This is a genomic window from Kitasatospora sp. NPDC093550 (assembly GCF_044764985.1).
Lineage (GTDB): Bacteria > Actinomycetota > Actinomycetes > Streptomycetales > Streptomycetaceae > Kitasatospora.
In genome coordinates this window covers 40,188-58,086 of the sequence record NZ_JBIWJF010000035.1, presented here as the reverse complement: position 1 = coordinate 58,086, position 17,899 = coordinate 40,188, and the positions used below count along the sequence as shown (strand labels likewise).

General features: G+C 73.9%; 18 protein-coding genes. 8 read left to right on the top strand and 10 right to left on the bottom strand.

Translation table 11 applies throughout. The features are described from left to right. Positions 1-22 precede the first annotated feature (22 nt). Both ACIRD3_RS35430 and ACIRD3_RS35425 read right to left on the bottom strand, forming a co-directional pair. Positions 23-916, bottom strand: a complete 894-nt coding sequence (locus ACIRD3_RS35430) for a transketolase family protein (protein WP_402224861.1) — start codon at positions 914-916, stop codon at positions 23-25. 64 nt (positions 917-980) lie between these two features. Continuing rightward, the gene (locus tag ACIRD3_RS35425) at positions 981-1,706 is read right to left on the bottom strand and encodes a transketolase (RefSeq protein WP_402224859.1); all 726 of its coding nucleotides are present in this window, start codon (positions 1,704-1,706) and stop codon (positions 981-983) included. Positions 1,707-1,763: 57 nt separating this feature from the next. Here ACIRD3_RS35425 and soxR point away from each other — a divergent pair, with 57 nt between their 5' ends. Both soxR and ACIRD3_RS35415 read left to right on the top strand, forming a co-directional pair. Then, positions 1,764-2,300, top strand: coding sequence for a redox-sensitive transcriptional activator SoxR (gene soxR, locus ACIRD3_RS35420; protein ID WP_402224857.1), 537 nt, complete (start codon positions 1,764-1,766; stop codon positions 2,298-2,300). A gap of 49 nt (positions 2,301-2,349) precedes the next feature. Continuing rightward, complete coding sequence (locus tag ACIRD3_RS35415) at positions 2,350-3,273, top strand: phosphotransferase family protein (RefSeq protein ID WP_402224855.1); 924 nt, start codon at positions 2,350-2,352, stop codon at positions 3,271-3,273. On the opposite strand, the gene ACIRD3_RS35410 is transcribed toward ACIRD3_RS35415, so the two are convergent. Next, positions 3,270-3,713 (bottom strand): hypothetical protein, encoded by a 444-nt coding sequence (locus ACIRD3_RS35410; protein ID WP_402224852.1) that lies wholly within the window; start codon positions 3,711-3,713, stop codon positions 3,270-3,272. The genes ACIRD3_RS35415 and ACIRD3_RS35410 overlap by 4 nt on opposite strands. A 307-nt stretch (positions 3,714-4,020) precedes the next feature. Between ACIRD3_RS35410 and ACIRD3_RS35405 the strand changes: the two genes are divergently transcribed. The 3 genes from ACIRD3_RS35405 to ACIRD3_RS35395 all read left to right on the top strand — a co-directional run bounded on the left by ACIRD3_RS35405 (position 4,021) and on the right by ACIRD3_RS35395 (position 7,382). Next, positions 4,021-4,734, top strand: coding sequence for a class I SAM-dependent methyltransferase (locus ACIRD3_RS35405; RefSeq protein ID WP_402224850.1), 714 nt, complete (start codon positions 4,021-4,023; stop codon positions 4,732-4,734). A 36-nt stretch (positions 4,735-4,770) separates the two neighbouring features. Further along, the gene (locus ACIRD3_RS35400) at positions 4,771-6,030 is read left to right on the top strand and encodes an alpha/beta hydrolase (RefSeq protein ID WP_402224849.1); all 1,260 of its coding nucleotides are present in this window, start codon (positions 4,771-4,773) and stop codon (positions 6,028-6,030) included. Between the two features lie 539 nt (positions 6,031-6,569). Continuing rightward, positions 6,570-7,382, top strand: coding sequence for a hypothetical protein (locus tag ACIRD3_RS35395; protein WP_402224847.1), 813 nt, complete (start codon positions 6,570-6,572; stop codon positions 7,380-7,382). Positions 7,383-7,587: 205 nt separating this feature from the next. Here ACIRD3_RS35395 and ACIRD3_RS35390 read toward each other — a convergent pair whose 3' ends face one another. Further along, entirely contained in the window at positions 7,588-8,145 is a 558-nt protein-coding gene (locus tag ACIRD3_RS35390) for a hypothetical protein (protein ID WP_402224844.1), read from the bottom strand. A 180-nt stretch (positions 8,146-8,325) separates the two neighbouring features. Then, positions 8,326-9,231: a LysR family transcriptional regulator gene (locus tag ACIRD3_RS35385; RefSeq protein WP_402224841.1), complete on the bottom strand. Its 906-nt coding sequence runs from the start codon at positions 9,229-9,231 to the stop codon at positions 8,326-8,328. Between the two features lie 70 nt (positions 9,232-9,301). Between ACIRD3_RS35385 and ACIRD3_RS35380 the strand changes: the two genes are divergently transcribed. Then, the gene (locus tag ACIRD3_RS35380; RefSeq protein WP_402224838.1) at positions 9,302-10,045 is read left to right on the top strand and encodes a hypothetical protein; all 744 of its coding nucleotides are present in this window, start codon (positions 9,302-9,304) and stop codon (positions 10,043-10,045) included. A gap of 34 nt (positions 10,046-10,079) precedes the next feature. On the opposite strand, the gene ACIRD3_RS35375 is transcribed toward ACIRD3_RS35380, so the two are convergent. From ACIRD3_RS35375 to ACIRD3_RS35365, 3 genes are all read right to left on the bottom strand, one after another. Next, on the bottom strand, positions 10,080-10,634 hold the full coding sequence (locus ACIRD3_RS35375; RefSeq protein ID WP_402224836.1) for a GNAT family N-acetyltransferase: 555 nt from the start codon (positions 10,632-10,634) through the stop codon (positions 10,080-10,082). Positions 10,635-10,784: 150 nt separating this feature from the next. Next, positions 10,785-11,387, bottom strand: a complete 603-nt coding sequence (gene coaE / locus ACIRD3_RS35370) for a dephospho-CoA kinase (protein WP_402224833.1) — start codon at positions 11,385-11,387, stop codon at positions 10,785-10,787. A gap of 91 nt (positions 11,388-11,478) precedes the next feature. Continuing rightward, positions 11,479-12,126, bottom strand: coding sequence for an MBL fold metallo-hydrolase (locus tag ACIRD3_RS35365; RefSeq protein WP_402224831.1), 648 nt, complete (start codon positions 12,124-12,126; stop codon positions 11,479-11,481). Between the two features lie 61 nt (positions 12,127-12,187). Between ACIRD3_RS35365 and ACIRD3_RS35360 the strand changes: the two genes are divergently transcribed. Then, positions 12,188-12,619: a MarR family winged helix-turn-helix transcriptional regulator gene (locus ACIRD3_RS35360; RefSeq protein ID WP_402224828.1), complete on the top strand. Its 432-nt coding sequence runs from the start codon at positions 12,188-12,190 to the stop codon at positions 12,617-12,619. Here the strand turns inward: ACIRD3_RS35360 and ACIRD3_RS35355 are convergent. Next, the gene (locus tag ACIRD3_RS35355) at positions 12,602-14,899 is read right to left on the bottom strand and encodes an MMPL family transporter (RefSeq protein ID WP_402224827.1); all 2,298 of its coding nucleotides are present in this window, start codon (positions 14,897-14,899) and stop codon (positions 12,602-12,604) included. The two genes, ACIRD3_RS35360 and ACIRD3_RS35355, sit on opposite strands and share 18 nt — an antisense overlap. Positions 14,900-15,111: 212 nt before the next feature. After that, positions 15,112-16,602 carry a 30S ribosomal protein S1 gene (gene rpsA, locus ACIRD3_RS35350; protein WP_402224825.1) on the bottom strand — a complete coding sequence of 497 codons (1,491 nt, stop codon included), beginning with the start codon at positions 16,600-16,602 and terminating at the stop codon, positions 15,112-15,114. A gap of 414 nt (positions 16,603-17,016) precedes the next feature. Here rpsA and ACIRD3_RS35345 point away from each other — a divergent pair, with 414 nt between their 5' ends. Further along, on the top strand, positions 17,017-17,895 hold the full coding sequence (locus tag ACIRD3_RS35345) for a class I SAM-dependent methyltransferase (RefSeq protein WP_402224823.1): 879 nt from the start codon (positions 17,017-17,019) through the stop codon (positions 17,893-17,895). The last annotated feature ends 4 nt before the right edge of the window (positions 17,896-17,899 follow it).

The following is a 17,899-nucleotide window of genomic DNA, read 5'->3' as shown; positions in this document are numbered from 1 at the left end:
CCCGCAGGGGCGCGGCCCACCCTCACCAGAGGAAGGTGCCGATCCGCTCCCGCAGCGCCGCGGCGTCCAGGCCGTAGGCCGCCAGGTGCTCGGCGATCGAGCCGTAGTGCCGGTGCTCCTCACGCGGCACGCCCAGGCCCAGCACCCGGTGCGGGCGGTCGGCCAGCGCCTCGTGCGCCGCGCCGGCCGAGGTGCCCGCCAGGTACGGCTCGACCAGCACCACGTCCGCCCGGTCGCCGACGGCCGCGCGCAGCCCGGCGGCGTCGAAGGGGCGCACCGTCGCCGCGTACAGCACGGTGACGTCCAGGCCCTCGGTGGCCGCGAGCACCGCGTCCAGCATCGGCCCGACCGCCAGCACCACGCCGCGGGTGCCGGTGCGGACGGTGCTGAACCGGCCCGGCTCGACCGCCACCGGCGCCGCGTTCTGGTGCGCCGAGAGCCGGACGTACACGGTGCGGTCACCGTCCGCGTAGGCGTGCCGAAGCAGCCGCTCGGCCTCGTCCGGGTGGCCGGGGACGTGCACGGTCCAGTCCGGCAGGGTGTCCAGCAGCGCGACGTCCCCCGGGGACATGTGGGTGCGGCCGCCGGCCGGCCAGTCGTACGAGCCGGCCGCGCTGACCAGGACGGCTCCGACACCCTGGTGGGTCAGGTCCAACTTGACCTGCTCGAAGGGCCGTTCGATCAGGAAGCTGGCGAAGGTGTGGGCGATCGGGCGCATCCCGCTCAGCGCGAGGCCGCCCGCGGCGCCGATCAGCAGCTGCTCCCGGATGCCGACGTTCACCACCCGGTCGGGATGGCGCTCCTGGGCCGGGGCGAAGGCGGCCGCGGTGATGTCGGCGAGCACCACGGCCAGCCGCGGGTCCTCGCCCAGCAGGCGGGTGGTGACGTCGACGAAGCGGTCTCGCATGGTGTCCATCGGTGGGGTTCCTCTCGGGGGTGGGTCTTCGCTCGGTCCGGTTCGACGGGGGGAAGGGGCGCGCTCAGGAGTCCTTGGGCTCCACCCGGGCGACCACCACGTGCGGGCGGCCCGGGTGCTCGGCGGTGAAGGCCCGGTACAGCGCCTCGTGGTCGCGGCCGTCCACCGTCGCGGTGGACCAGCCCTCGGCCGCGAAGCGCTGGGCGATGCCGCCCTGCCAGCCGTGCGTGGCCGAGGAGTTGTCGATCACCACGACGTGCAGCCGGTCCAGCCCGTACGCCCCGGCGAAGGCGACCGCCTCGTGGTTGGAGCCCTCGTCGAACTCGGCGTCGCCGACCAGCACCCACACCGCGGGCTCGGCCAGGCCCTGCGCCCGCAGCCCGAGCGCCGTGCCGACGCCCAGCGGCAGACCGTGCCCCAGCGAGCCGGAGGCGATCTCCACCCCGGGCACCAGCGTGCGGTCCGGGTGGTGCCCGAGCGGTGAGTCGTAGCCGCCGAAGCTCGGCAGCACCTCGGGGTCGAGGAAGCCCTTGGCCGCCAGCACCGCGTAGTACGCCATCGGGCCGTGCCCCTTGGAGAGCAGGAAACGGTCCCGGTCCTGCGCCTCGGCGGTGGCCGGGGTGACGTCGAGGACCCGGTCGTACAGCACCCAGAGCGCGTCCAGGGTGGAGGTGGCGGCGGGGCCGTGCTTCTCGTCGCCGGTCATCAGGCCCATCAGGGCCGGCAGGTCCTCGAAACGGGCCTGCGGACGGGCCTCGGTCACGGTTTCCGCGGTTGCGTTCGTCGTCATGGCCACGATCCTGCAACTTAAAGCCGACTTGAGGTCAAGCGGCTACAGTGGATGCCCATGACCGCCCTCACCGACGGCCGCCGCGCCCCCGGCCCGCACCACGGCGACCTGCTCACCATCGGCCAACTCGCCCACCGCAGCGGCCTCGCCGCCTCCGCGCTGCGCTACTACGAGAGCCTCGGCCTGATCCACGCCACCCGCACCACCGGCGGTCAACGCCGCTACACCCGCGGCACCCTGCGCCGGATCGCCTTCGTCCGCGCCGCCCAGCGGGTCGGCCTCTCCCTGGACGAGGCGAAGGTCGCCCTCGACCGCCTCCCCGAACGCCCCGCCCCCAGCGGCACCGAATGGGACCGGGTCGCCGAGTCCTGGCAGAGCCGGATCGACGAACAGATCGCCGAACTCGAACTGCTGAAGCGCAAGTTGTCCGGCTGCATCGGCTGCGGCTGCCTCTCACTGTCCCGCTGCGCCCTCTACAACGCCGGCGACCGCGCCGCCGAGGCCGGCCCCGGCGCCCGCTACCTGCTCACCCGCGACCCGGCCGAGGGGCCCGAACCCGTCTCCCCCGACGCCGACGACCTCGGAGCCGAGTGAGCGGGAAAACGGCTTGGCGCGGCGGCGCCGGCCCGCTTACCGTGCGCCCATGCTGCCCCTGGTGGAGACGGACGAGGAATGGGACGCGGTCGTCCCCGACGAATCGGTGATGCGCCCCGGCGCCGAGGCCCTCTGCGCCCGGCTCGGCGTCGGCGGCCTGCCGCTGGAGCGCTTCGCGGAGGGCTCCGTCCCGGTCTACGCGGTCGGCGACGCGCACGTCCTCAAGCTGTTCCCGGCCGCGAGCGCCGCGGACGGCCTGGTCGAGGAGCGCGTCCTCGACCGGCTGCGGGGCGCACTGCCGATCCCCACCCCCGAGCTCCGGGCCGCCGGCGCCTACGTCAACGGCTGGCGCTACGTGCTGATGTCCCGGCTGCCCGGCGAGGGCCTCGCACCCGCCTGGCCGCGCGTCCCGCAGCCCGACCGGGAGCGGATCGCCCACGACTGCGGCGAGGCGCTCGCCGCCCTGCACGCCCTCGACCCCGAGCCGCTCGCCGACGCCCTCGGCCCCGGCGACTGGTCCGCCTTCCTGGCCCGCCAGCAGGCCGGCGCCGTCGCCCGCCAGCGCGGACGCGGCCTGCCGGAGGCCTGGTCGGAGCAGATCCCCGACTTCCTGGCCACCGCCCCGCTCCCCCGGGCCCCCCGACGCGCCCTGCTGCACACCGAGTTCATGCGCGAGCACCTGCTCACCGACCCGGCCGACGGCTGGCGCCTCACCGGCCTGTTCGACTTCGAGCCCGCGATGATCGGCGACCCCGCCTACGACCTCGTCGCCGTCGGCCTCTTCACCACCCGCGCCGACCCCCACCTCCTCGGACACCTGCTGCGCGGCTACGGCCGCGACGTCGACCCCCGCCTGCTGATGGCGTACACCCTGCTCCACGTCTACAGCAATCTCCCCTGGTACCTGCGGGAGTTGAAGCCCTCGGCCGGCACCCTGGACGCCCTCGCCGAGGAGTGGTTCGGAGTCGTCTAGGGCCGGACCGAGAGCGCCCACAGACTGACGACTCCCCAGCCGATCACCGTGACCGCCGCGCACACCCACGCGACCACGGCCGCCCGGCGGCCGCACTCGGGGCCGCGGGCCCGCTGGAACCCGGCGATCAGGCCGGCGACCGCGGTGATCGGCAGGGCGAGGAAGGCCAGGTAGAGCGGCCAGGCCCCGGTCAGCAACAGGAACAGGACGCCGACCAGCGCGCACGGTACCGAGACCGCCGCGACCCCCATCCCGGCGGCCGCGCAGGCGACCCGGAAGTGCTTCCGGCTGCGGAAGAAGGGCGGTACGGCGCAGGCGGCGGCACAGAGCAGCCCGGCCGCGTACAGGGACACCCCGGCCGCGCCGTACCCGTCCAGCACGGCGACCACCGGCAGCAGGAAGGCCGCACCGCCCAGCCCGGACAGCCATCGGGCGCTCACCGGCACCGCTTCCACGGATCCCTCACCCCTCACATTTGAACGCGTTCGAACCTAGCACGCGGGAGCACCCCGACCGCAGGGCGTTCTTGATCGAAGCGTTACTCCGCACCCCTCAGCGACCCCCTCCGCCGCTGCGCGGAAGCACCCCTCCCCGGCCCGCGACGGGGGCGCCGCCGCACCCCCGACCGCCCCCGGACCACCCGTGCCCGCCCCCACCACCAGGGCCCCAACCTCCCTTCCCCCAGCGCCTCTTGGGGCGCGCGCAACGACCTCGCGGTCACCCGCCGGCCCGCCTACGCTCGACCGCATGAACCGCACCGTCCGCACCACCGAGGACGTCCTCGGCCTCCTCGACCGCCTCTTCCCGCCGACCGAACCCTTCTGGGACGGCTTCTACGCGGACCGGTCCGCCGACCGCCCCTTCTTCACCCCCGCACCGGACGAGAACCTGGTCTCCTACCTCGACCGGGGCCTGATCACCCCCGGCCGCGCCCTCGACCTCGGCTGCGGGCCCGGGCGGAACGCCCTCCACCTGGCGGCCGCCGGGTTCGAGGTGGACGCCGTCGACCTCTCCGCCACCGCCGTCGCCTGGGCCGAGGAGCGCGCCCGCGAGGCGGGCCTCGCCGCCGGGCCGCGCTTCCACCGGGCGGACATCTTCGAGGTCGAACTCCCGCACGCCCGCTACGACCTGGTCTACGACTCCGGCTGCCTGCACCACCTCCCGCCGCACCGCAGGATCAGCTACCTCGCGCTGCTCGACCGCGTCCTCGCGCCCGGCGGGCACTTCGCCGTCACCGCGTTCGCCGCCGGGGCGATGGGGTCCGAGCGGCCGGACGAGGAGCTGTACCGGCTCGGCGTCCTGGAGGGCGGACTGGCGTACTCGCCCGAGGAACTCCGCTCGCTGTTCCGCGAGCTGACCCCGCTGGAGCTCCGCCCGATGGCCGCCCAGGCTCCCGGCTCCGCGCTCTTCGGCCTCCCCTTCCTCCTCACAGCCCTCTTCCGGCGAACCGCCGCTCTTTAACCGGCCTCTCATCCGGCGCGCCTAGCCTCCGGCCCCATGAACGTCTCGCTGCTCGACGGCTGGTTCCCCTGGACGGTCCGGGCGGCGGCCCTGGCGCTCCTCCTGGTCACGGTGGCCCGGCGGGACCGCGCGTGGCGGGTCAGGTGGGGGCCGGTCGCGCTCGGGACGGCCCTGGTGGTCACCGCCGTCGCCGCCGGGGCGGTGGTGGCGCTGAGCGGGATCACCGACCCGATCCCGTACGGCGTGTGGCTGTGGAGCGGGGTCGCGGTCGCGGCGCTCTGCGTGCTCGGGTTCGGCTGGCGCGGCGCGCGGTGGTGGCGGCGGGCACTGGCGGCGCCGACCGTCCTGCTGGCGCTCTTCTGCGCGGCGAACAGCGTGAACATCGCCACCGGCTACTACCCGACCCTGGGGGACGCGGTCGGCGAGCTCGGCGGACAGCCGCTGCCGGACCAGATCACGCTCGCCGAACTCGCCTCCGTCCACGGGAAGACGAAGACCGGCCGCATCGTCCAGGTCGACATACCGGACACCGGCGGCGGCTTCCCCCACCGCCAGGAGCTGGTCTACCTGCCGCCCGCCTGGTTCCGCAGCCAGAACCGGCCCAAGCTCCCGGTGCTGGAGATGATCGGCGGCGAGTTCGCCGCACCGGACAACTGGATCCGCTCCGGCAACGCCGTGAAGACGGCCGACGCGTTCGCCGCCCAGCACAACGGCTTCGCGCCGATCCTGGTCTTCGTGGACGCCACCGGCGGCTTCCGGGTGGACACCGAGTGCGTGGACGGCCCGCACGGCCACGCCGAGTCCCACCTGGTCAAGGACGTCCCGCCGTTCGTCCAGAAGACCTTCAACGCCGCCACCGACCCGCACAAGTGGGGCGTGGCCGGCTGGTCGATGGGCGGCACCTGCGCCTTCGACCTCACCGTCGAACACCCGGGTGTGTTCACCCACTTCGGCGACTTCTCCGGCGACAAGGGCCCCTTCATCGGCGACAAGGACCACACCGTCCAGGAGCTGTACGGCGGCGACGCCGCGGCCTGGGCGGCCCACGACCCGCTGACCGTGCTCGCCCACCACCCCAAGTACCAGGGCGTCTCCGGCTTCTTCGGCCAGGGCGACGAGGAGCACGGCCAGATCGAGTCCGCCAAAGCCCTGGAGGCGGCCGCCCGGAAGGACGGCATCCGCACCGTCTCCGCCGTCGGCTCCGGCAAGCACACCTGGCAGACCGGCGCCGCGACCTTCGCCCAGGCCCTCCCCTGGCTCTCCCAGCAGCTCGGCGTGCCGGGCACCCGTCCCTAGACCCTCTCGGCGGCGTCCCGGCCGCGCCCGTCGAGGGGAAGCCTTGGTGTCCGCGTCCGCCCGTGCCCCGTCCGCCGCTGGGCCCGAGGGCGTCGTACGGGCCCGTAACACCGCACTCCAGCAGCGCGGATGCGCCGTCCCGAAGGGCGCACGAGGACGGCCGCGCGCCCAGGAGATCCCGGCGCGCCGTCATAGCTCCCGCCGCGCCCGCACACATGTTCGCCACCTGCGCCCTGCAACCGCGCGGGGCGCCCGAGCGTCCGCCGGAATCCCGCTTTGCTCCCGGCCGCCCCTTGGCATAGGTTTCGACCGCCGTCGACGCAGCACCGGCGCTGACCGCCCCTCAGACCCGAGGAGGGCGGCGGCGACCAGGAGCCGGACGGCAGCACGTCAACGGGGGAGGAACAGCCATGCCGAGCGCCCGCGACCACGGGTCGCCCGGGCGGCGGGGACGGACGGGCGGTACCGCGCACCCGCGGCCCGCGGCCGGAGCGCGCCCGACCCCGATCCACGCCACCGGACACTTGAGGAATCGTCAGTTGCGCAGCACCCGACTGGTCACCGCCACCGCCGCAGCCCTCGTCTGCCTGGGCGCCCTCAGCGCCTGCGGACCGGACGACAGCGGCCAGGACGCCGGCAAGACCGCCGCCCCCGCACCGTCCGCCACCGCGGCCGCTCCGGCCGGCACCGGATCCGGCGCCCCCGCCACCGGTGCCCCCAAGCCCGCCGGCACCGGCGGCGCCGACGCCGCCAAGGGCATCCCGGCCAAGGCCTGGATGGACACCAAGAGCATCCCGATGGACGAGACCTACCACTACCCGCCGCTGGCGGCCAACGCCAAGCCGGGCAGCGGTCCGGTCCAGTTCAAGGGCATGGAGCTGTGCCACGCCCCGATCGCCAAGGACGACGAGTACGCGTTCGCCGGCACCGCCTCCGCGAAGGCCTCGGTCGGCTTCGGCGGCGACCGCTGGACGGCCCAGCAGACCCTGCTCTTCGTCGGCGACCCGACCCACAGCAGCGGCACCAAGCAGACCACCAACATGGTCGACTCGCGGCTGACCGACGCGCTCAAGGGCTGCGCCAAGACCGCGCCCGGCGCGACCGTCAAGGTCAACAGCGCCGCGGACGCGCCGTACTTCGCCGCCGTCCTGACCGTTCCGCAGGCCGACGGCTCCACCGTCACCCTGCACGAGTACGCCGTCACCGACGGCGGGACGGTCAGCGAGCTGTCCGTCTGGGCCACCACCAAGGCCGGCGCCCAGCCCAAGGACGCCTGGAAGGCCCCCGAGGACAAGTACGTCGGCACCGGCATGACGGCGCCGATGTGCGAGGCCCTCCCGGGCTGCGGCTGATCCCGGGGCGCTCCGGGTGAGCGCCCGCACCCCACAGACGGCCGTCCGGCCCGTCCGGCACAGGGGACCGGACGGGCCGGACGGCTCCTGCACGCCCGCGCCCGGTGAACCGGCTTCACCGCGCGCGTGCGTCAGCCTGCGTCCGCGAGCGTAAGCCTGCGTCCGAGTGCGTCGGAGCGTCAGGTCGCCCGCGCACCGCGGGCGGCTACAGCCCCAGAACGCTGAGCGCCGTGGTCCAGTCGCCGGCGATCGCGGCGCGGGCGTCGTCCAGGCCGACCTGGCCGCGGCACACCGCGTTCTTGAGCTTGGTCTCGACGGAGTCCTTGCTCTGCGCAGGCTGGCTGCCGTAGCGCGGCTCGGGCCACAGGTTGGCCGGGTCGCGCGGGGCGCCGCCGAGCTCCAGCGGGACGAGGTGGTCCTCCTCGTAGTCCGCCGTGCTGGTGTCCGCGTAGCCGTACGCGGCGATCTGCCGGACCTTCAGCGGATTGGTGTAGCTGGTCGGCGGACGGACGGTGGCGGTCCAGCCGGAGACGCAGATGGTCTGCCCGATGGTGTCCTGGGTGACGTCCGGGTTGTACGCACCGGGGGTGCACGACGGATCGGGGAGCGGCAGGTAGTCCTGCGAACAACTCGCGGTGATCGCCGCGGACTTCGCGGTGACGTCGGTCGCCGGGGCGGCGGCCTGGGCGGTGCCGGTGGCCAGGCCGGCCGCGGCGAGGGTGGCCGCCGCCGCGACGACGGTCAGGCGCTGACGGAGCATCATGGGGAAGTTCTCCTGGGTCGGCCCGGTCGGTCACCGGGCGACTGTGCTCATGACACCACCGCGCACGCGACGACCGTCAGGCGCGGGACGTGAACGGTCGATGACTCCGCCTTCACAACCACCGCCCACCCGACCCCGGCCGCCCGCCGACCTCCTGACCCGCTCTCGGGGCGCCGCCGGTCAGACCGGATCCGTCCCGCCCGCCAGCAGCCGTGCCAGCAGCGCCGCCGGCCCCTCCGGGAGGCTGCCGTGCACCAGCTCGGTGCGGTGCACCAGCCGGGGCGCGGCGATCGGCGCGGACGCGACCCCGGGCGCCCCGGCCAGGACCGGCTCGGGCAGCAGCGTCAGCCCGTGCCCGGCGGCGACCAGGGCCAGCAGTCCGTGCAGATCGGTGCCCTGGTAGCGGGTGGCGGGCCGGAAGCCGTCGACCCCGGCGGCCGCGCGCAGCCGGGCCGCCGGCGGGGTGAGGTCGGGGGCGTCCAGCCAGCGGGCGGCGGAGAGGTCGGCGAGCGCGAGGCCGCCGCGGCCCGCCAGCGGGTGGCCGAGCGGCAGCGCGACGGCGACCGGCCGCTCGTCCACCGCGACGGTGCGCAGCGGACCGACGTCGGGCAGCGGCAGCGGGTCGCTGGGCGCGGCCAGTCCGTCGATCAGGGCGAGGTCGACCTCCCCGGTGGCGACCTGCGCGGGCAGCACGTCCTGGGCGAGCACCCGGACCACCGGTTCCACCCGCGGGTACGCCCGGCGCACCTCGCCGAGCGCGCGCCCCAAGTCCGCGCCGACCGCCAGTGGTGTGGCACCGAGAACCAGCCGGGCGCTCGGGGCGCCGACCAGGCGCGCGACGTCGGCGCGCGCCGCCTCCAGCCGGACCAGCAGGGGCGCCGCGTGCTCCAGCAGCCGCCGGCCGGCGTCGGTCGGGCCGACCGGACGGCGGACCAGCAGTGCCGTCCCGAGGTCCGCCTCCAGCGCGGCGATCTGCTGGGAGACGGCGGACTGGGTGTAGCCGAGCTCCCGCGCCGCGTCCGAGAAGGAGGCGACGCGGGCGACGGTGACGAAGGTGCGCAGCTGCTGGGGATCCACGGCGGTCATCAACCGATCTGATCGAGAGGTAAGAAATCATCGTTGGCGCTGATCTCGGGTGCGGGGTCAGGATAGCCGCATGACCTACCTGACCCCGCGGATCGCCCTGGTCGGCGACCGCTCCCCCGCCGTCCGCTCGCACGCCCGGATCCCCGGCCTGCTCGACGCCCTCGCCGAGCACGACCGGCTCGTCCTGGACGCCTACTGGATCCCGACCGAGGACGCCGAAGCCCCCGGCGCCCTGGCCGGCTTCGACGCGATCTGGCTGCTGCCCGGCAGCCCGTACCGCAGCGAGGCGGGCGCCCTGGCGGCCGTCCGGACCGCCCGCGAGCGCGGCATCCCCTTCCTCGGCACCTGCGCCGGGTTCCAGCACGCGGTGCTGGAGTACGCCCGCGAGGTCTGCGGCCTCGCCGACGCCGTCCACGCCGAGCAGGACCCGGACCGGGACGAGCAGGTGATCGCCCCGTTGAGCTGCTCACTGGTCGGCCACGAGGGCGCCGTCACCGTCACCCCGGGCACCCTCGCCGAGCGCGTCCTCGGCACCACCCGCACCCTGGAGCGCTACCACTGCGCGTACGGCCTCCACCCGGCCTACCTGGACCGGCTGCGCGCCGGCGGCCTGCGGTTCAGCGGCGCGGACGAGTCCGGCGAGGTGCGGATCCTGGAGCTGCCGGAGCACCCCTTCTTCCTCGCCTCGCTGTTCCAGCCCGAGCTGTCCGGCGACGGCACCCGGGCGCACGCCATGATCCGCGCGCTGGCCGCCGCCGCCGTGGCCCACGCCGAGGCCCACGCCGAGGCCCACGCACCGGCCGTCACCGTCTGACCGGCCGTCGCACCCCGGCCGCGGGCGCCGCCCCTCACATCGGCAGCGACCGCAGCCGCACCGGCCCCTCCGGCCACCCGGCCCCCGCCGTCAGCGGCACCCACATGGTGCACAGCGGCATCACCGCCAGCCGCCCCTCCGGCTGTTCCACCGTCACCTCCTCCACCACCTCGCGGAAGCCGAGGCCCCGGTAGAACGCGGCCAGCGGCGGACGGCAGAACAGCAGCGCGTGCCGGTGGCCGAGCGTGCGCGCGTGGTCCAGGGCGGTCCCGACCACGGCCTGCGCGAGGCCGCCGCCGCGCCGGTCGGGGGCGACGCAGACCCCACCGACGCCCATCACCACCAGGTCGGTGCCGCCCGCGGTGAGCGGCAGCGGCAGCAGCCCGGTGTGGGCGACCAGCCGTCCGTCGGCGGCCCGGATCCCGAAGTGGATCTCCTTGGGCAGGAAGGTCAGCCCGGTGTACCGGACCCCGTACGGGTCCTCCCCGGGGCCGAGGATCTCCTCCTGTTCGGCACGGGCGTACCGCGCCAGCCGCTCGACGACCAGCGGCCCGGCCGGGTGCTGCTCCGACTGAAAACGATCATCCATTCCGCCATGCTCTCCCCACCGGCGGCGTTTCGACAGCCCCTTCCCGGCCACTCGGAGCCTGCCCTGCCCGCCGGAAGGCGAGGCCCGGCGAGCCCCGCGGACACGCGGCGGGACGTCGGTGGATCCGACGTCCCGCCGCACACGACCGGGTCAGGAGGCGGCCGCGCGCTCCGCCAGCTCCGCCCACACCTCGTCGACCCGGGCCGACAGCTCCGCCAGCCCCCGGCCGTTGTCGATCACCAGGTCGGCGATCGCCAGCCGGTCCGCCCGCGAGGCCTGCGCGTCCATCCGGGCCCGGGCCTCCTCCTCGGCCATTCCGCGCAGCCGCACCAGCCGGTCCAGCCGCACCTCGTCGGCCGCGTCGACCACCACGATCAGGTCGAACAGCGGCGCCAGCCCGTTCTCGGCCAGCAGCGGCACGTCGTGCACCACCACCGCGTCGGGCGCGGCCGCCGCCTCCAGCTCGGCGGAGCGGGCCCGGACCAGCGGGTGGACGATCGCGTTCAGCGCCTTCAGCCGCTCCGGATCGGCGAACACGACGGCCCCGAGGGCCGGGCGGTCCAGCGTGCCGTCCTCCCGCAGCACCTCCGGGCCGAACTCGGCGACCACGGCCGCCAGGCCGTCCGTCCCGGGGGCCACCACCTCACGGGCGATCAGGTCGGAGTCCACGATCACCGCGCCGTGCGCGGCGAACAGCCGGGACACCTCGCTCTTGCCCGCGCCGATGCCACCCGTCAGTCCGATCTTCAGCATGGCGTCAGGCTACCGGCGCGCGACCGGGCCCGTCAGCACCGGTCGACGCCCGAGCCCCTCCATCGGTCGGCGCCCGGCCCGTCACCACCCGTCAGCCCAGGTCGAGGCTCTCGCGCTCGCCCAGCGTGTGCAGGGCGGCACCCCCCGGCCCCTCGGTGCCGACCAGCCGGGTGTGCACGGCGAGCCCGATCGGGCTGAGCACCGCGTCGTGCACCGGCACCGCCTGGCGCGGGCCCGCCTCGCGGACGTAGTCGACCAGCTCGGACACCTTGGTCCAGGGCGCGCCGATCGGCAGCAGCAGCGTCTCGACGGTGTGCGGCGGCACGGTCAGCGCGTCACCGGGGTGGAAGAGCCGGCCGTCGAAGAGGAAGCCGATGTTGCGCACCCGCGGGATGTCCGGGTGGATCACCGCGTGCCACTCGCCGTGCACCGAGACACCGAGCCCACCGGACCCGCCGAGCTCGAAGGCGTCCCCCTCCCCGACCACCGACACCCGCTGGGCGACGCCCTCCAGCTGGGCGGCGACAGCGCTGTTGGTCCACACCCGCAGCGCCGGGTCGGCCTCCAGCACGGCGCGCAGCCGGGACTCCTCGAAGTGGTCCATGTGCTCGTGGGTGATCAGGACGGCGTCCGCCCCGGCCAGGGCGGCGGGGTCGGTGAAGGCCCCGGGGTCGACGACGACGGTGGTGTCCCCGTGCTCGACGCGGACGCAGGCGTGACCGAACTTGGTGATTCGCATGCCGAAACCCTACAGCAAAGCTGTACAGCAATGCTGTAGGAATTCCGGATAGACTGCTCCCATGCCCAGCGAAGCCCCGCACCCCGACACCCTGGAACTCGCCGCCGACCTGCGCACCGCCCTCGGCGGACTGGTCCGCGCCCTGCGCGACGGCGACGACCTGCCGCCGAACCAGGCCGCGGTGCTCGGCCTGCTGGTCCGCGACGAGTGCTCCTACACCGTCGCCGAACTCGCCGACCGCCGGAACGTCCGGCACCAGTCGATGGCCCGCACCGTCGCCCTGATGGCCGAGGCCGGCCTGGTCGCCCAGCAGCCCCACCCCACCGACGGCCGCAAGCAGCTCGTCGCCGCCACCGGGGCCGGCCGCACCGCCCTGCTCGACCAGCGCGCCCGCCGCGAGCACCACATCGCCACCGCGATCGAGGCCCGGCTCACCCCCGTCGAACGGGACCGGCTCCGGGACGCCGTCGCCCTGCTAGACCGGCTGCGCTGAACCGACCAGGCCCGGGCCCACCGGCTCACCGGCGCCCGACTCGCGCACCGGCGCCCCGGCCACGGGCCCATGGCCTGCCGCCCCGGCCGCCGACTCGACCGCCGGCCGCTGCCCCGGGAGCACCGCCGCCCTGATCTCCGGCAGATCCACGTGCTCGCTCAGCCCGAACCGCTTGTGCAGCCGCTTGAGCGGCGCGGGCGCCCACCAGTTGAACTCGCCGAACAGGCTCATCGCGGCCGGCACCAGCAGACAGCGCACCAGGGTGGCGTCCACCGCCACGGCGACGGCCAGCGCGATGCCCATCTGCTTGACCATCAGCATGTCCCCGAGCGCGAACCCGGCGAAGACGATCACCATCAGCAGCGCCGCCGAGGTGATGATCCGACCGCTGCGCTGGACACCGAGCTCCACCGCCTTGGTACAGCTGTACCCGCGCGAGTGCAGCTCCTTGATCCGGGCGAGCAGGAACACCTCGTAGTCCATCGACAGCCCGAAGGCGAAGGCGAAGACCAGCACCGGGATGAAGGTCTCCAGCCCGCCGGTGGGACTGAACCCGAGGAGCCCGCTGAAGTACCCGTCCTGGAACACCAGGGTGAGCGCGCCGAGCGAGGCGCCCAGCGAGAGCAGGTTCATCAGCAGCGCCTTGACCGGCATCACCACCGAGCCGGTCATCAGGAACAGCAGCACCAGCGTCCCGGCCGCGACCAGTCCGAGCGCCCACGGCCCGCGCGACACCAGCTCGTCCTGGAAGTCCACGACCGAGGCCGCGCCGCCGGTGACGTAGGTCCTCAGTCCGCCGCGGTCCGCCCGCAGCTCCTCCACCACGTGCTTCGCCTGCCCGCCCTGCGGGTCCCCGTGCACCAGCACGTCGATCGTGGAGACGGCGTCGTTCACCGGGCTCACCGCCCGGACCCCGCTCACCCCGGGCAGTTTGGCGACCACCTCGTCCGCGTACGCCTGGGCGACCTGGGCCCCGCCCTCGACCACCACGGTGATCGGCGCGGCCGAGGCCTGCGGGAAGCGCTGGTCGACGGTCTCGGCGACCTGCCGCCCGGCCGAGGAGGCGGGCAGCACGGCCGCACCGGAGCTGCGCATCTCGGCGTGCAGGAACGGCGCCCCGGCCGCCATCAGCAGCGCCACGCAGGCGAGCGCGACCGCCACCGCCCGCTTGCGGACCCTCCGGACGGTCCGGCTGAAGAAGCCCTCGTCCGGTACGGGCGCGGCGGGCGCCTTGATCCGCGAGCCGGCGAAGCCGAGCAGGGCGGGGATCAGGGTCAGCGCGGCGGCGACGGCGATCACCACGACGCTCACCCCGGCCGCGGCCACCGCGCCGAGCACCGGGCTGGTGAAGACGAAGAGACCGGACAGCGCGACGGCCACGGTCAGTCCGGAGAAGGCCACGGTGCGGCCCGCGGTCGCCGCGGTGCGCTCGACGGCGGCGGCGATGTCAGCGCCGTGGCCGCGTTCCTCGCGGAAACGATTCACCATGAGCAGCGCGTAGTCGATCGAGAGGCCGAGCCCCAGCACCGTGGCGATCGGCAGCACGCTGGTGTCGATGTCCATGATCCGGCTGAACCCGAACATGGCCAGCAGCGCGCCGCCCACCGAGGCGACCGCCCCGATCACCGGCAGCGAGGCCGCCGCGAGCCCGCCGAAGACCAGCACCATGACGACCAGCGTGAGCGGCAGCGTCACCATCTCGCCGAAGCGGGTGTCCCGCTCGGTCTGCTTCTTGACCTCCTGCTGCAGCACCAGGTCCCCGCCGACGGTCACGTGCGCCCCGCCCGCGCCGTTCAGCGCGGTGAGCCGCTCGGTGACGGCGTCGGTCTGCGCCTGCGTGGAGGTGTCGGCCATCCGTACGGTGACCAGGCTCGCCGCGCCGTCGGCGGACCGCAGCGCGGCCGGCGCCGGGCCGGTGCCGTAGGCGTCGAGGGCGGAGGAGACCCCGGGCAGTCCGGCGATCTCGGCGGTGGCCTTCTCGACGGCGGCCTTGACCGCCGGATCGTCCACCGGCCTGCCGTCCACCACGGCGGTGACGGTGCCCTTGGCCGGGTCGGCCGCGGCGACCACCGCGCTGCCCCGGTCGGCCTCGGCGGAGGCGGAGGAGGCTCCGGCCACCGAGCCCTCGAAGACCCGGCCGCCGATCAGGACGCCGACGACCAGGACGACGGCCCAGAAGCCGAGCACCCAGCGACGGTGGCGGAAGCAGAACCGGCCGAGGGCCGCGAGCCGGCCGCCGACCACGGCGGCGGGGGCGTCAGCGGAGGAGGGGTTGCGCATGAAGGAGCCTTTCGGGCAGCTCCACTCAATGTAGGCGCAACCCGAACTTCGGCCTATAGAAGGGCAATGAGCCTCATCTCACATTTCCCTTCACATAAAGAACACATCAGTTGTAAGGCGCATAAATCAGCGCGGAAAACCAAATGGGCCCCATCCGGGAATTCCCGGATGGGGCCCACCTGCTAGCTATCGGCTAGCGGGAAGCGAGAGCCTCAGCTCTGGCCACCGGCCAGCTTCTCGCGCAGGGCGGCCAGGGCCTCGTCGGAGGCCAGGGCGCCGGAGCCCTCGTCGCTGGAGGACGAGTAGGAACCACCGGCGGCGGCGGCGACGGCGTCGCCACCCTCCTCGGCGGCCTGGGCGTCGGCCTCACGGCTCTTGATGACCTGGGCCTGGTGCTGCTCGAAGCGGGCCTGCGCCTCGGCGTACTGGCGCTCCCACTCCTCACGCTGCTTCTCGAAGCCGGGCAGCCAGTCGTTCGCCTCGGGGTCGAAGCCCTCCGGGTAGATGTAGTTGCCCTGGTCGTCGTACGAGGCGGCCATGCCGTACAGGGTCGGGTCGAACTCGACCTCGGCCGGGTTGGCACCCAGGGCCTCGTTGGCCTGCTTGAGCGACAGGCTGATGCGACGACGCTCCAGGTCGATGTCGATGACCTTGACGAAGATCTCGTCGCCGACCTGGACGACCTGCTCCGGGATCTCCACGTGGCGCTCGGCCAGCTCGGAGATGTGGACCAGACCCTCGATGCCCTCGTCCACGCGGACGAACGCACCGAACGGAACCAGCTTGGTGACCTTACCCGGGACGACCTGGCCGATCTGGTGGGTACGGGCGAACTGCTGCCACGGGTCCTCCTGGGTCGCCTTCAGCGACAGGGAGACGCGCTCGCGGTCCATGTCCACGTCGAGAACCTCGACGGTGACCTCCTGGCCGACCTCGACGACCTCGGACGGGTGGTCGATGTGCTTCCAGGACAGCTCGGAGACGTGCACCAGGCCGTCGACGCCACCCAGGTCCACGAAGGCACCGAAGTTGACGATCGAGGAGACGACGCCGGAGCGCACCTGGCCCTTCTGCAGGGTGGTGAGGAAGGTCTGGCGGACCTCGCTCTGGGTCTGCTCCAGCCAGGCACGGCGGGACAGGACCACGTTGTTGCGGTTCTTGTCCAGCTCGATGATCTTGGCCTCGAGCTCCTTGCCCACGTAGGGCTGGAGGTCGCGGACGCGGCGCATCTCGACGAGCGAGGCGGGGAGGAAGCCGCGGAGGCCGATGTCGAGGATGAGACCACCCTTGACGACCTCGATGACGGTACCGGTGACGATGCCGTCCTCTTCCTTGATCTTCTCGATCGTGCCCCAGGCACGCTCGTACTGAGCGCGCTTCTTGGACAGGATGAGACGACCCTCCTTGTCCTCCTTCTGGAGAACCAGGGCCTCGATGTTGTCACCGACGGCGACGACCTCGTGCGGGTCAACGTCGTGCTTGATCGAGAGCTCGCGGGACGGGATGACGCCCTCGGTCTTGTAACCGATGTCGAGGAGCACCTCGTCACGGTCGACCTTCACGATGACGCCCTCGACGATGTCGCCATCGTTGAAGTACTTGATGGTCTCGTCGATCGCGGCGAGGAACGCGTCCGCGTCGCCGATGTCGTTGACCGCGACCTGCGGGGTGGTGCTGAGGGAGGAGTCGGTGGGGCTCGTCATTAGGAAAAGGGCTCCGGTACGGACATGAAAGTCGTAGGTAATGCCACGCGGAGGGCCCGTATCGCTCCCACCGAAAGCCGGACAGCCAAGAACACGGCGCACCGGTGATCCCGTGAACAACGAGAACCGGCGTCCGTCTTGCGACCGTGGGGTCTTCGACAGATGCGAGCGCGACCTGCTCCGTCCGAGGCGCGCAGGCCCGCAGCGCAACTTGTAGCATACGGGGACGGCCAGGCACGGTCAACGCCAGAAGAGGCAAGACGGTGGAGCCCGGTACGGATCAGGCCATATCCTCCGATTGCGCACCTCTCGGTGGCGCCCGAAGGAGCCCTTCCCCGGATGCCACCGCCAGGATCCGGCCCCTCACGGGCCCGGTTCGCGGCAGCGGCGCTTCCGCACTCCATACCCTACGCGATGGGCATTGTCACCGTGGCCACCACCCCCCACCCGTCCCTGCACGATCTTGACACCTCCCCGGCGCAGGTCGAGGAGGAGGACGGCGACGACGCCGTGCGGCGCGAGGCCGGGGCCGGGGAGAGCAGCCGGGCCAGCCGGCACTGGTGGGACCGCAACGCCGACGAGTACCAGGACGAGCACGGCGAGTTCCTCGGCGACGACCGCTTCACCTGGTGCCCCGAGGGCCTCGACGAGGCCGACGCCCGCCTGCTCGGCGAGGTCGCCGGCAAGGACGTCCTGGAGCTCGGCGCCGGCGCCGCCCAGTGCTCGCGCTGGCTGGCCGGCCGCGGCGCCCGGCCCGTCGCCCTGGACATCTCCCACCGCCAGCTCCAGCACTCCCGCCGGATCGACCTCGGCCGCGGCACCCCGCCCGTCCCGGTGGTCCAGGCCGACGCAGCCGTGCTGCCCTTCGCCGACGGCTCCTTCGACCTCGCCTGCTCCGCCTACGGCGCCGTCCCGTTCAGCGCCGACACCGGGGCGCTGATGCGCGAGGTGCACCGGGTGCTGCGGCCCGGCGGGCGCTGGGTGTTCTCGGTGACCCACCCGATCCGCTGGGCCTTCCCCGACGAGCCCGGCGTCGAGGGCCTCACCGCGATGTCCTCCTACTTCGACCGCACCCCGTACGTCGAGGAGGACGAACAGGGCCGCGCCACCTACGTCGAGCACCACCGCACCCTCGGCGACCGGGTCCGCGAACTCGTCGCCGCGGGCTTCCGGCTGGTGGACCTGGTGGAGCCCGAGTGGCCCGCCGCGCTGGAGCAGGAGTGGGGCGGCTGGTCCCCGCTGCGGGGGCGGCTGATCCCCGGCACGGCGATCTTCGTCACCGAGCGGGGCTGAGCCG

Coding starts and splice junctions, on each gene's coding strand:
- soxR (WP_402224857.1), top strand. CDS start 1,764: ATGACCGCCCTCACCGACGGCCGCCGCGCCCCCGGCCCGCACCACGGC.
- ACIRD3_RS35345 (WP_402224823.1), top strand. CDS start 17,017: ATGGGCATTGTCACCGTGGCCACCACCCCCCACCCGTCCCTGCACGAT.
- ACIRD3_RS35400 (WP_402224849.1), top strand. CDS start 4,771: ATGAACGTCTCGCTGCTCGACGGCTGGTTCCCCTGGACGGTCCGGGCG.
- ACIRD3_RS35430 (WP_402224861.1), bottom strand. CDS start 916: ATGGACACCATGCGAGACCGCTTCGTCGACGTCACCACCCGCCTGCTG.
- ACIRD3_RS35365 (WP_402224831.1), bottom strand. CDS start 12,126: ATGCGAATCACCAAGTTCGGTCACGCCTGCGTCCGCGTCGAGCACGGG.
- ACIRD3_RS35405 (WP_402224850.1), top strand. CDS start 4,021: ATGAACCGCACCGTCCGCACCACCGAGGACGTCCTCGGCCTCCTCGAC.
- ACIRD3_RS35385 (WP_402224841.1), bottom strand. CDS start 9,231: ATGACCGCCGTGGATCCCCAGCAGCTGCGCACCTTCGTCACCGTCGCC.
- ACIRD3_RS35380 (WP_402224838.1), top strand. CDS start 9,302: ATGACCTACCTGACCCCGCGGATCGCCCTGGTCGGCGACCGCTCCCCC.
- ACIRD3_RS35425 (WP_402224859.1), bottom strand. CDS start 1,706: ATGACGACGAACGCAACCGCGGAAACCGTGACCGAGGCCCGTCCGCAG.
- ACIRD3_RS35415 (WP_402224855.1), top strand. CDS start 2,350: ATGCTGCCCCTGGTGGAGACGGACGAGGAATGGGACGCGGTCGTCCCC.
- rpsA (WP_402224825.1), bottom strand. CDS start 16,602: ATGACGAGCCCCACCGACTCCTCCCTCAGCACCACCCCGCAGGTCGCG.
- ACIRD3_RS35375 (WP_402224836.1), bottom strand. CDS start 10,634: ATGGATGATCGTTTTCAGTCGGAGCAGCACCCGGCCGGGCCGCTGGTC.
- coaE (WP_402224833.1), bottom strand. CDS start 11,387: ATGCTGAAGATCGGACTGACGGGTGGCATCGGCGCGGGCAAGAGCGAG.
- ACIRD3_RS35390 (WP_402224844.1), bottom strand. CDS start 8,145: ATGATGCTCCGTCAGCGCCTGACCGTCGTCGCGGCGGCGGCCACCCTC.
- ACIRD3_RS35360 (WP_402224828.1), top strand. CDS start 12,188: ATGCCCAGCGAAGCCCCGCACCCCGACACCCTGGAACTCGCCGCCGAC.
- ACIRD3_RS35355 (WP_402224827.1), bottom strand. CDS start 14,899: ATGCGCAACCCCTCCTCCGCTGACGCCCCCGCCGCCGTGGTCGGCGGC.